The sequence below is a fragment of the Clostridium sp. UBA7791 genome (genome assembly GCF_002480755.1).
Taxonomy (GTDB): domain Bacteria; phylum Bacillota; class Clostridia; order Clostridiales; family Clostridiaceae; genus Clostridium_J; species Clostridium_J sulfidigenes.
Genome location: NZ_DLCT01000005.1, coordinates 496,072 through 509,038 on the forward strand (window position 1 = coordinate 496,072; position 12,967 = coordinate 509,038).

A 12,967-nucleotide genomic window follows, 5' to 3' on the forward strand; every position below is an offset into this window, starting at 1 on the left:
AGGGGAGTATTAATTATGGACAATAATATTTCAATGGGAAAACTACCTGTAGTATGGGGGGACAGAAGAATAAAGGATATTACATTTTCAGTAACTGAGGAATGTAATCTTAGATGCAAATATTGCTATATGACAGGAAAAAACAATGTAAAAAAAATGTCCTTTGAAACTGCTAAAAAGGCTATTGATTATATATTAGAAGATAGAAAAACTTTTAATGAACTTGGAGTAATCTGGAACTTCATAGGTGGGGAGCCTTTCTTAGAAATGGATTTGATTGATAAAATAACAGATTATATAAAAGTAAGAACTTATGAATTAAATCATCCTTGGTTTAATAAATATAGATTAAGTTTTTCAAGTAATGGTATATTATATGATCACCCTAAAGTGCAAGAATATATTAAAAAGAATCGTAAGCATGTATCTATTGGATTAAGTGTTGATGGAAATAAAGAAAAACATGATTTACAAAGAGTAAAATTAGATGGAACTGGATCATATGATGATGTAGTTAAAAATGTACCCTTATGGTTAGAGCAATTTCCAGAAGCGGCTACAAAGGCAACTTTTGCCCATGGAGATATAAAATATTTAAAAGATAGTATTATAAATCTATGGGATTTAGGAATATCACAAGTTGCTGCTAATGTGGTATTTGAAGAAGTTTGGGATGAAGAAGATCCGCTTATATTTGAAGAACAACTCAAAGCTTTAGGAGATTATATATTAGAAAATAAGATTTGGGATAAATATACTGTGTCATTCTTTGATCCTAATAAGGGATTTCCACTTTTAGAAAATGAACTTAAAAGTAATAGCTGTGGAGCAGGCAGAATGCTTGCAATAGATTGTGATGGCAACTTTTATCCATGTGTTAGATTTTTGGACCTTTCTATGAATAATAGAAAAGGTAGAAAAGTAGGGGATATTAATAAAGGGATGGATTTAGATAAGGTAAGGCCATTTTTGGAATTAAATACTTTAAAGGAAAGTGAAGACAAATGTTTAGAATGTGAAGTAGCTACAGGATGTACAGGATGTACAGGCTTTAATTATGATTGTTATGGAACCATATATAAAAAAGCTACGTATATATGTGAAATGCATAAGGCTAATGTTAGAGCAAATGAATATTATTGGGATAAGTTTGAAAAAGTTACAGGTATGAAATCACCAAGAAGAGAAATTGAAGAGGAAAGAAAGAAAATAAATACACCGGAAAAGTATATGCTATTTATAACATCCGATAAAGCTACATCTCATTGTCTATATGAAAACAGTGGTGGAGATCATGTGATGAGTGAAGAAATTTTTAATAAGGGACTGAGTTTTTGCGAAGATAATAATTTTATGCCAGTAATACTTGAAGATAATAACAATAAGTTTAAATATGATGGACACAGCTCATTAACTATTATGAAGGGTACAAGTGATATAGAAGGTATAAATGGAATATCTGTATTGAATATGTCAGAAGAACTTATAGGTGAAGATTACAATGATGCTTGCATTGTTAATGTATACAAAGAAAAGTTACATGAACTATCAAATTTTATAGGAAAAATTAAAGAAAACTATTCTCGAATCAACTTAATTATAAAAGATATTCCATACTGGAATGAAAAAGATGTAGAGAAATATTCTCATGAATTAGATAAACTAATAAAAATTATAGTAGAAATCTATAAGAATAGTGAAGTGATAGATATAAATGTGTTAACAGATATCTTTGAATTACAAGAACATAATAGATGTAGTTCAGGCGTATATACCTATGCATTAGCACCTAATGGCAAAGTTTACATGTGTCCAGCAGCGTATTTTAATGACGAGAATAAGTACATGGGAAGTATAGAGGATGGAATTTTAAAAAATCTTAATGAAGAGTTTAAATCTAAAAATTTAATTATGTGTGGAAAGTGTGATAGCTATCATTGTAAAAACTGTAAGTTTATTAATGAGTTAATGACTGAAGAAATTAATATGTCACCTAGAATACAATGTTTAATATCAAATCTAGAAAAAGAAAAGTCTTGTATGCTTCAACAACTACTAATTAATAATAATTTAATTAATATAAAACATATTTCCAATTATATAAAGAGTAATATGTACAAAGATCCTATAGAATATTTTAAGGTTATGTAAGAGGTGTTTAAATGGAAGAAAAAGATAAGATAATTTCAATTCTTGATGCAAATGACATAAAAGATTTTGAAGTGTACACAGAAAGAAAAAATTCTCTTGAGGAGTTAAAGCTAATTTTAAATAATAATAGCAGAAAAGATTTACTGGATAAAGTCGAAGAAGATATAAAAGTAATAGATAAAGAAATATCACAGTGGTGGAATGAGATTGAGAGGAGATATGAACTAGTTATTAAGAATAGTGAGGATATATATGTGGATGTTTATACAGGAGAGATTATTCTAAAATATATATAAAGTGAATAACATATTTATGTTATTATATATATTAAATTTAAGGGGGGTGAAATCATGGAACATTTACTTTCAAAAAAGAATAAAAATGCTAAAAAGGCAATCCATACAATTATAGTTTGTGAAGATTATACTTGTATGAATGCATGTGGAGATTCTTGTTATGGTAAACTTATAAAAGTTCAAAGATAGCATTTTATCAAAAATAATATTTTAATTTAGGGAAATAAATCTTTTATATATTAATATTAAAAGATTTATTTTCTTATTTTGGAGGTGAAATATGAAAAGTTTTTGGGGGATTATTCCACGATATATTAAAAAGGGGAAAAAAAGAATTATCTTTGTAGCTTTAGGTATTATAGTATCTATGGCACTAATAGTATCATTAGGCACTATATCAGAAGCTTTAAAGGAATCGCTATATCAGAAGATGAAGGATGATTCAGGAGGAATACATGATATCTATTTAGGAACTTTAGGTTATGTGGATTTTGATAGAGTTGCAAAAGAAGAGGTTGTAAAAGAAGTTACTACGGTTTGGCCAATTGGCAGATATGATGTGCCGAATACAGATAATAGTCTTCAAATTTCGGCATTTAAAGAAAATGCTACAGATATATTAAATCTAGAATTGATAGAAGGTAGATATCCAGAAAAGGATAATGAAATAGCTATAGAAAAGTGGATTTTAGATTTGTTTCCTAAAAAGTATGAAATAGGAGATAAGATAACCATTCCTTATACCATAGTTCACAGAGGCAGAGGTACAGAATTTTATTATGAGAAGGGTGAAACAGAGTTCGTACTTACAGGGACTTATGATTTTACCTATAGAAACTGGTTCTATCCAAAGGAAGGGAATGCATATATTACACCTGAATTTGGAGAAAAGATATTAAAAGAGAAAAAGCTTACTATGCAAAGTGTAGAAGCTGACGGATATATAATGATAAAGCCATCTTACTCTGTTGAGGATGCTGTAAAAAAGTTAACTGAATCAAGATATTCTACCGGAGGATTTTTTGCTAACGAACCTAAGTTACAATTAAAAAGTGAATATGAAAAATATGATAATATAATGTTTTTTGTTTCATTAATATTAATAGTAATTTCTAGTGTAATAGTTTATAACATATTTAATGTTAGTGTATCAGAGAGAACTAAAGAATTTGGTATGCTTAGGGCAATGGGATGTCCTCCATGGAAAATAAAAGCCATGATTTTAATTGAGGGTATGCTTATAACAATTGTATTTATTCCTATAGGAATTTTATTAGGAAACTGGATAACTAGGTATATTATAAAAATAGTCACTGGAATAGAGAATTTAGGTACAGTGAGAACAATGGATACTAAAATTATCTTAGTAGCAATTGTAGTGGGACTTTTAACTGCATTTATAGGAACTTATTTTCCAGCTAGAAAAGCTTCGGTTATATCACCCACAGAGGCTATAACTGGAGGAGCAAATACTAGTTTAAAGAGTAGTAATATGAGAGGAAGCTTAGATAAATCTATTTTAAAAAAGGTATCTTTTGAAATCAATTTGGCGTTTATAAATATAATTAGAAATAAAAAAAGATTTTTATCTACATGTTTATCTTTAATTATAACTATAACCATGTTTATGACAGTAAATTATGTGGTAGGTTCTACAAATCCTGTGGCAATCTTTAAAGATAGCTTCAAGGTAGATTTTAAAGTTGATTCTAAAAGTGGATTATCGCTAGAAAAGGTTTCTTCTGTGGAAGGATTGGATGTAACCTTAAAGCTTAAGAGAAGAGGCACAACTATGGATATTGAAAAAGAAAATTATACAGAAGAAGGATTAAGAACCTATGAAGAATTAGGAAAGTCTGTACAGTATATATCACAGTGTATATCTAGGGATAGATATTTAATAGAAGTTACAATTTTAGGACGTAGTGATGAGGAGTTAGAAGCTTTAAAGAAAAATGTCATTGCTGGTGAGATAGATATAGACAAGATGAAAAATGAAGATATATTAATTCTTGTACAAAATATAGATGGATTGAACTACACTAATTTATCTGTGGGAGATGTTGTACAACCTTCATTTACTAAGTTAAATGATAATGGAGAATTTTTAGGTGGAACTTATCCAGAGTTTAAAGTTGGAGCTATAGTTAGTGAAGATGCAATAAAAGGATTACCTTTAGGTACTCCAAGCACAACAGTACACTCATCAGCAATAATTCTACCTGACTCTGCCATGAAGAAACATATGGAAATGACTAAATATCAATATTGGGAAGGGAATGTTAAGGAGGGATATGACTATGAAGAAGTTGAAGAAGAGTTAAGAGCAGTTGTAGATGGTGATAAGGGAGCTACATTATTATCTTACAGAGAAGAACTAGAAAAAGTAAAGGTAAATAATGCTCAAATTATATTTGCCATGTACAGTATAGTTATTGTTGTAGCCATAGTAAGCATAATAAATCTTATTAATATCATGAATATGAGCGCAATTATGAGGAAGAAAGAGTTTGGATTCCTAAGAGCTATGGGCCTTAGTGGAAAGCAGGTGAAGAAGATCATAATGTGGGAAGGGGCCATTTATGGAATAGTATCTTCTGCAATTTCAGTACTGCTAACTTTGGGAATTTCAGCAATTATAACTAAAAATTCAGAGCTTTGGCTAGGTCAGATTATAAGCTGGCATATACCAATAGGCCAAATGACTATAATTATAATAATTACAATCATAATCACACTACTATCATCTATATTACCGTCAAAAATATTATTTAAATCAAGTATTGTTGAGAGTATTAGGGATGTAGAGTAGAAGAGTAATGGAGGAATTAATATGAGTATGTTAATAACCAGTGGTCTAGCTAAAACCTATGGAATGAATGAAACTGCAGTAAAGGCGTTAAAACCTACGGATTTAGAGATTAAAGAAGGAGAATTTGTAGCCATAGTAGGACCTAGTGGCTCTGGAAAAAGTACATTACTACATCTTCTTGCAGGATTAGATAAGCCTTCAGCAGGAAAGGTATTTATTAATGAACAAGATATTTATGAGTTAAGTGAAAATGAGTTATCTAGATATAGAAGACAGAACGTAGGATTTATATTTCAAGCTTTTAATTTAATTCCTATTCTTTCAGCAGAGGAAAATATAAAACTTCCAGTATTAATGGATGGTAAAAAGGTAGATGAAGGGTATATTGATGAAATTATGGATGTTCTTGATATAAAAGAAAGAAGAAAACATCTTCCAGGTGAACTATCTGGAGGGCAGCAGCAAAGGGTATCCATTGCTAGAGCACTAGCTAATAAACCGTCCATAATATTTGCAGATGAACCTACAGGAAATTTAGACAGTAAAAATAGTAAAGAAGTATTGCAACTACTAAAATCAACCATAGAAAAGTATAATCAAACACTAATCATGATTACTCACGATGGTAGTATAGCACAAATGGCAGATAGAATTATTACTATTACTGATGGAATGATTATAGAGGGTAAATAAGAAGAATGTTACATAACTAATATAAAGAAATAGTTGTGTAACATTTTTTATTTGCAATACTTTGGTAGTTAGAAAAGAATAATTTTTATAAAAACTGTGGCTTGATTATATGGTAAAATTTTACAATATAATTATAAAATATGTACCATAATATATTATATTTATATTTAATTAAGTTTTATGAAACATATTGTTGACAAGTATTTGGAATATTTATTAAATACCTTATTTAATAAATAGCTAATATATGTTAAAATGATTATAAGTTTATGCAGATGTAAATTTATAATTAAGAGGGTGTTTATGTGAGCATTATAACAGTTAAGATAAATGGAATGGAATATAACCTTAGAGGAGAAGAAAATGATGAGTATCTACAAATGGTTGCTCAATATGTAGATAATAAAATAAATAGTCTAATGTTTAAGAATTCTAAAATAAGTCGTCCTGATGCTACTATTCTTGCAGCAATTAATTTAGGAGATGAGGTTTTTAAAAATAAAGAGGCCTGCGAAAGGGCAAATGAAAATTATAAAATGATTGCAAAGGAACAAAAAAATCTTATTTCCGAAGTAGAAGGACTAAAAAGAGATTTACAGGCTGCAAAAAAAGAAAATGAAGACTTAAGAAAAGTTAACACTTCGGATAAAGATGAAGAGATAGGAAAGCTAAAGGATGAGGTTACATATCTTAAAGAGCAATTAGAACTTATGGATCAAGTTGTTCAAGAGTTAAAAAAGGATAATAAAAAACAAATGACCTTTAATAAAAAGCTTCTATCTGAAAATAATAATTTAAGATATGACCAAATAGCTAGAGTAAGACAGCTAGAGCAACTTAGTCATGAGATTGAGGATAAAAACCTTCAGCTTATGAAAAATGGACAAGTTAATGTAAGAAAAAAGTAAAAGTTTAGGTGATAATATTATATTTATATATTATCGCCTATTTTTTATTTTAGGATAATTAGCTATATTTATGAATTAAATATAATTTTATTCTTTAATATTGTGATAATTAAAATTTTATGGGCATAGGTATTAGGTAAAACCATAATTCTTAGGGGGATTATACATGAAAGTTTTGCTATGTGCTAGAAGTAATTATATAAATTTAAGTTCAGGAGATACTACTATAATATTTAAAATATACACTTTTTTAAAAGAGAAAGGGGTTAATGTAGATATATGTGGAGCCAATGAGGAGGCTAATTATGATGATTATGATATAGTACATCTATTTGATATTAAAAATATATTTGATGCTTATAAACATTTTAAATTGGCTAGTAATAGTAAATGTAGTATAGTAGTATCACCGATGTATTTCAATATGGAGAAGTTTTTCGAATATAGTAATAATATGGAACGAAAAAATCTATGGAATAATTGCAAAGCTTATAAGGAATTAATTTTGAAGAAGAGTAAAATCATATTTTGCAATAGTATATACGAAAAGTCTTTAATAACCAAGGATTTCACTACAAAGGGAGATATTAAAGTTGTTTATAATGGAGTAGATATAAATTATGATGAGGTTCCGTTATATAATTTTAAGGAGAGATATAATTTAGATAATTATATATTGTGTGTAGGAAGAATTTGTGAAGTGAAAAACCAATTAGAATTAAGTAAGATATGTAATGAAATAGGAGTAGACTTAGTTCTAGTTGGAACGGCATCAGAGGAGCGTTACTTAAAAGAATGTTTAGCTTATCCTACTACACATTATTTAGGATTTATGAATGACTATGATTTGTATAATGCATACACCTTTTCTAGTGCTCACGTATTAGCTAGTTTTTCAGAAGTTACAAGTTTATCATCCCTTAAGGCAGCAGCTTATGGATGTAACATAGTGGTTACGGAGGAAGGGGCTTCAAAGGAATATTTTAAGGATACGGCAATATATTGTGATCCTTATAATCATAATAGTATAAAATTAGCAGTAGAGAAAAGTAGGGCAGAAAGAAAAAATAATAAACTAAAAGAATATATAAGATATAATTATAACTTGAAGAATATGTTAGAAGGCATATATGAGGGATATTTAAAATTGATGAATTAAGATGTATAGGGGCTAACCAATAAAAAGGTATTAGCTCCTATTATTTTTTACAGTTTGTAACAAAGAAAATTGTGATATAATAATCCATGAGAAGTAAAAAATAAGTACTAATAAAATAAGTATGACTTTTTTAATATAGAATAAAGACATTTCTTATTGATAGGAGTTGAGAACATATGGATAAAATAGAATTATTAGCGCCAGGTGGAAGTAAAGAAAGTATCTATGCTGCTGTTCAAGGTGGTGCAGATGCTATATATATGGGCGGGAGTAAGTTTTCTGCTAGAGCCTATGCAAATAATTTTAATGAAGAAGAATTAATAGAAGTAGTGAATTATTGTCATTTATATAATGTTAAAGTATATATAGCCTTTAATACTGTGATAAAAGAAGATGAGTTAGGTGAAGCTTTAGAGTATGGGAAGTTTCTATATGAAATTGGTGTAGATGCTATTATAACTCAAGATATGGGATTATTTAAAATTATAAAAGAAGCTATACCAGATTTTGAAATTCATGCATCCACACAAATGACTATACATAATGGAGAAGGGGCTATATTTTTAAAGAATGAGGGCTTTCAAAGAATAGTTTTATCAAGGGAGTTAAGTCTAGATGAAATAAGATATATTTCAAAGGACTTAGATATAGAAACAGAAATATTTGTCCATGGAGCATTATGTATAAGTTATTCTGGACAATGCCTTATGAGTAGTATCATAGGAGGAAGAAGCGGAAATAGAGGAAGATGTGCACAGCCCTGTAGATTACCTTATACTATAATAAAAAAATCTAGTGGAGAAAATAGAGAAGGGTATTTATTAAGTCCAAAGGATACTTGTACTATAGATGAAATTAAAAGTTTAATTGAAAGTGGGACTTCATCATTAAAGATAGAAGGTAGAATGAAAAAGCCTGAATATGTAAGTGGTGTTGTAACTACCTATAGAGAAGCTATAGATAGTGTGTATCACAACAAATGTTTTGAGATAGCACCTAAAAAGGCCATATTAAATCAATTATTTAATAGAGAAGGGTTTTCAAAGGCATATCTTAGAGGAAACATTGGAAGAGACATGATGGCATATAATTGCCCCAAAAATACAGGTGTATTTTTAGGCACCGTTGAAAAAGATTTAACCATACAGCTTCAAAAGGATATAAAAGCCCAGGATGGAGTTAGAACTGATAATAGTGGATTTACAATCACAAATATTTTAAAGGGGAAAGAAAAGGTTAAAGAAGCCTCTAAAGGCGAAAAAGTGAAGCTTATGCCTACTAAATATAAGGTTGGAGATAAAGTATATGTAACTTCAGATACTGAACTTTTAACTAAACTTCAAAAAAATTATGAAGATATTTATGGTGTAAAGTTACCCTTAACTATAAAGGTTAGATTTGCTCCAGGAGAAAGATTTTATTTATCTACGGTTTATCAGGAAAAAGAATTTGAAGTCTATGGAGAAAATGTAGAGGTTGCAGCTAATAAGCCTATGGATAAGGAAGCCATAATTAAAAATCTCAATAAGTTAGGGGATACTCCTTTTAAACTAGAAAACATTGAATTTGAAACCTTTGAAGAAGGATTTTTAAGGGTATCATCTATAAATAGTGTAAGACGTGAGCTTATTGAAGATATAATGAAGTATATTAAAATTCGTGATAAACGGCATGTGCAAGAAAAGGCTTATAAAGAATTTAATAGGAATTCTAAAGAAGCTAAAGATATATTTAATGATGAGTATCTAATATGCGTTAAAACTCTAGAACAATTAAAAAGTGTATTAAGTTTTATAGATGAAAATCCAGATATAGATCCAGCTATAGGAGTAGATTTATTTAAAAAGGGTGGAGGTTTTAATTTAGAAGAAGTAGATTATGAAAATTTATATATGATTGTTCCTAATATAATAAAAAGTGAATTTAATTTAGTTACTGAAGCTATAGAAAAGAATATTTCTAAAATTAAGGGGTTAATTACAGCTAATTTAGGTATAATAAATGTGTTTAAAAACAGACTTAACATAATTGGAGATTATAAGTTAAATATTTTAAATAGTGAAAGCTATGATTTTTATAATAGGTATACAGATATATCAGCTTTAAGTGTAGAACTTAACAATAAAGAAATGTTTTCTATAGCTAAAAATATTAAAACTCCAGTGCAAGTAGTAGTTTATGGTAAGTATGAACTTATGGTAAGTGAATACTGTGTAATTGGCAGTACCTTTGGTGATAAGAGCTCTACTTCAAACTGTAATTTCAGATGTGACAAGGATAAGTTTGTATTAAGAGATAGGATGAATGAAGAGTTTCTGGTTACTACGGATAAATATTGTAGAAGCCATATATATAATACATTACCTGTAAATATAGTTCCATTCATTAAGGAATTAAGGAAAAATAATATTAACAATTATAGAGTTGACTTTATAGATGAAGATTATAATCAGGTTTTAAAGGTGATGAAATATATATTTAAAGATGAAGATGTAGATTTAGGGAAAACTACAAAAGGACATTATAAGAGGGGAATTGAATAGAAAGTAGGGGATAAGAAATGAATGAAAAGACCTTTAAAGTACTTGAGTATTATAAAATCAAGGAAATATTAAAAAAGTATACAGTTACAAAAGCGGGGAAAGATTTAATTGATAATCTGAAACCATATAACAATCTCTATGAAATCAAAGAGCATTTAGAGGAGACTAAGGAAGCATTAATTTTATTAACTACAAAAAGTGCACCACCCTTTGAAGGAATATATGATGTTAGGGAAGCGCTTTTAAGAGCTAAGAAAAATTCCACACTTATGCCAGTAGAATTACTTAGAATTGGTAATATGCTTAAAAGTTCTAGAAATTTTAAGGAATATGTACAGAGTAAGGACGATGAAACAACTTATAGAGTTTTGGAAGATATAATAGCAGGTATAGTTCCCTTTAAGAACATTGAAGATGAAATCTTTAGAGCTATTATTGGAGAGGATGAAATTGCAGATAGAGCTAGTGAAACTTTATTTATAATTAGAAAGAAACTAAAAGATAAAAGTTCTTCCATTAAAGACAGAGTTAATAGCATGGTTAGGACCTACTCTAAATATCTTCAAGAAAGTCTTTATACTGTAAGAGGAGATAGATATGTACTTCCTGTAAGATCTGAGTATAAAGAACAGGTTAAGGGTTTGATCCATGACCAGAGTGGTACAGGTGCTACATTATTTATAGAGCCTATGGGACTAGTAGATCTTAATAATGAAATAAGAGAACTTAGAAATAAAGAAAAGGCAGAAATAAATAGAATTCTTAAGGAACTTACTTTAAAAATTGCAGGTAACATTGATGTTATAGAGAATAATGGAAGTATTATATGGGAATTAGATTTTATATTTGCAAAAGCTAAATATGCCAATGAATTAAATTGTATATGTCCAGAGGTAAATGATAAAGGAATTATAGATTTAATAGAGGCTAGGCATCCTTTAATAGACCAAAAGGTAGTAGTACCAAGCACTATTTATCTTGGTAGAGAGTTTACTTCTTTAGTTATTACAGGTCCTAATACAGGAGGTAAAACTGTAACACTAAAAACTGTAGGTTTAATAGAGCTTATGGCTATGAGTGGAATGATGATTCCTGCAAGAGCAGGTTCAGCTGTTAGTGTATTCTCAAATATATTTGCTGATATTGGTGATGAACAAAGTATAGAACAAAGTTTATCTACTTTCTCATCTCATATGACTAATATAGTAAATATTATTAATGAAGCAGATGAAAATACTTTAGCACTTTTTGATGAGCTTGGTTCAGGAACAGATCCAACGGAGGGTGCAGCTCTTGCTATGAGTATTTTGGATAACTTAAGGGATAGAAATACAAAAATAATAGCAACTACTCACTATAGTGAACTTAAAGGTTATGCTTTAAAAACTGTTGGAGTAGAAAATGGCTCTGTAGAATTCGATGTTGAAACTTTAAGACCAACTTATAATTTGCTTATAGGTGTGCCAGGTAAATCTAATGCCTTTGAAATATCAAGGAGGCTTGGTCTTCCAGAGTATATTATAAATAGTGCTAAAGAAAATATTTCCACAGAGAGCTTAAAGTTTGAAGAGTTAATACAAAATCTTCAACAAAAGAGCATTAAAGCAGAAAATGATGCTAGGAAGGCAGAAGGTTTAAAAGCAGAAGCAGAAAAACTAAAAAATAAATATGAAGAAAAGTTATATAAGTTCGAAAATGTTAGAGAAAAAGCTATCTATGAAGCACAACGAGAAGCTAAAGAGCTTATAAAAGCTGCTAAGGAAGAAGCTGATTCCATTGTTAAAAATATAAGAGAACTTGAAAGGTTAGGCTATTCTTCAGAAGCTAGAACTAAAATAGAGAATGAAAGAAAGAAGATAAAGGATTCTCTTGATAACATGGAAGAAAAATTAAGTAAAAAAGATGAGCCTAAGGGAGAAGGATTAACTTCTGTAACTCAAGGACAGGAGGTATATCTTCCATCTTTAAATCAGAATGTTATAGTAGTATCCGAGGTGGATAATAAGGGAGAAGTTCAAGTTCAAGCTGGAATAATGAAAATCTCTGTAAAGCTTAAGGATTTAAGGAAGGGAAAAGTGTCTAGTGAAGATAAGAAAAAAGCTAAGGTTCAAAGAAGAGAAGCTAAGCTTAATCTAAAAGCAGTATCATCTTCAGTAGACTTAAGGGGTATGGATTCCGAGGAGGCTATTTATACCACAGATAAGTATTTAGATGAAGCTTATCTTGGTGGTCTCGGCGAAGTTACAGTAATTCATGGTAAAGGAACAGGAGTACTTAAGAGTTCTATAACTGATTTATTAAAACATCATCCCCATGTTAAAAGCTATAGACTTGGTAATTATGGAGAAGGTGGAACAGGAGTTACTGTGGTTGAGTTAAAGTAATACTAGAGTATAGGGGTTGAC

9 protein-coding genes are annotated in these 12,967 nt (G+C 29.4%); all 9 read left to right on the forward strand.

The window, feature by feature from the left end:
* Positions 1-15 precede the first annotated feature (15 nt).
* The 9 genes from B3Z56_RS07795 to B3Z56_RS07835 all read left to right on the forward strand — a co-directional run bounded on the left by B3Z56_RS07795 (position 16) and on the right by B3Z56_RS07835 (position 12,946).
* A complete protein-coding gene (locus B3Z56_RS07795; RefSeq protein WP_346848597.1) occupies positions 16-2,151 on the forward strand; it encodes a radical SAM peptide maturase, CXXX-repeat target family in 2,136 nt (711 codons plus the stop codon).
* Positions 2,152-2,162: 11 nt separating this feature from the next.
* Complete coding sequence (locus B3Z56_RS07800) at positions 2,163-2,447, forward strand: hypothetical protein (RefSeq protein WP_346848598.1); 285 nt, start codon at positions 2,163-2,165, stop codon at positions 2,445-2,447.
* A gap of 54 nt (positions 2,448-2,501) precedes the next feature.
* Positions 2,502-2,636 (forward strand): hypothetical protein, encoded by a 135-nt coding sequence (locus B3Z56_RS07805; RefSeq protein WP_346848599.1) that lies wholly within the window; start codon positions 2,502-2,504, stop codon positions 2,634-2,636.
* 91 nt (positions 2,637-2,727) lie between these two features.
* On the forward strand, positions 2,728-5,259 hold the full coding sequence (locus tag B3Z56_RS07810; RefSeq protein WP_346848600.1) for an ABC transporter permease: 2,532 nt from the start codon (positions 2,728-2,730) through the stop codon (positions 5,257-5,259).
* Positions 5,260-5,280: 21 nt separating this feature from the next.
* Positions 5,281-5,952 carry an ABC transporter ATP-binding protein gene (locus B3Z56_RS07815; protein WP_346848601.1) on the forward strand — a complete coding sequence of 224 codons (672 nt, stop codon included), beginning with the start codon at positions 5,281-5,283 and terminating at the stop codon, positions 5,950-5,952.
* 305 nt (positions 5,953-6,257) lie between these two features.
* On the forward strand, positions 6,258-6,860 hold the full coding sequence (locus tag B3Z56_RS07820; RefSeq protein WP_346848602.1) for a cell division protein ZapA: 603 nt from the start codon (positions 6,258-6,260) through the stop codon (positions 6,858-6,860).
* A gap of 166 nt (positions 6,861-7,026) precedes the next feature.
* Positions 7,027-8,019, forward strand: coding sequence for a glycosyltransferase (locus tag B3Z56_RS07825; protein ID WP_346878551.1), 993 nt, complete (start codon positions 7,027-7,029; stop codon positions 8,017-8,019).
* Positions 8,020-8,195: 176 nt separating this feature from the next.
* The gene (locus B3Z56_RS07830; protein ID WP_346878552.1) at positions 8,196-10,562 is read left to right on the forward strand and encodes a U32 family peptidase; all 2,367 of its coding nucleotides are present in this window, start codon (positions 8,196-8,198) and stop codon (positions 10,560-10,562) included.
* A gap of 17 nt (positions 10,563-10,579) precedes the next feature.
* A complete protein-coding gene (locus B3Z56_RS07835; protein WP_346848605.1) occupies positions 10,580-12,946 on the forward strand; it encodes an endonuclease MutS2 in 2,367 nt (788 codons plus the stop codon).
* The last annotated feature ends 21 nt before the right edge of the window (positions 12,947-12,967 follow it).

What these genes read in the sequence shown, in the direction of transcription:
- B3Z56_RS07795 (WP_346848597.1), top strand. Translation starts at nt 16, where the DNA reads ATGGACAATAATATTTCAATGGGAAAACTACCTGTAGTATGGGGGGAC.
- B3Z56_RS07800 (WP_346848598.1), top strand. Translation starts at nt 2,163, where the DNA reads ATGGAAGAAAAAGATAAGATAATTTCAATTCTTGATGCAAATGACATA.
- B3Z56_RS07805 (WP_346848599.1), top strand. Translation starts at nt 2,502, where the DNA reads ATGGAACATTTACTTTCAAAAAAGAATAAAAATGCTAAAAAGGCAATC.
- B3Z56_RS07810 (WP_346848600.1), top strand. Translation starts at nt 2,728, where the DNA reads ATGAAAAGTTTTTGGGGGATTATTCCACGATATATTAAAAAGGGGAAA.
- B3Z56_RS07815 (WP_346848601.1), top strand. Translation starts at nt 5,281, where the DNA reads ATGAGTATGTTAATAACCAGTGGTCTAGCTAAAACCTATGGAATGAAT.
- B3Z56_RS07825 (WP_346878551.1), top strand. Translation starts at nt 7,027, where the DNA reads ATGAAAGTTTTGCTATGTGCTAGAAGTAATTATATAAATTTAAGTTCA.
- B3Z56_RS07830 (WP_346878552.1), top strand. Translation starts at nt 8,196, where the DNA reads ATGGATAAAATAGAATTATTAGCGCCAGGTGGAAGTAAAGAAAGTATC.
- B3Z56_RS07835 (WP_346848605.1), top strand. Translation starts at nt 10,580, where the DNA reads ATGAATGAAAAGACCTTTAAAGTACTTGAGTATTATAAAATCAAGGAA.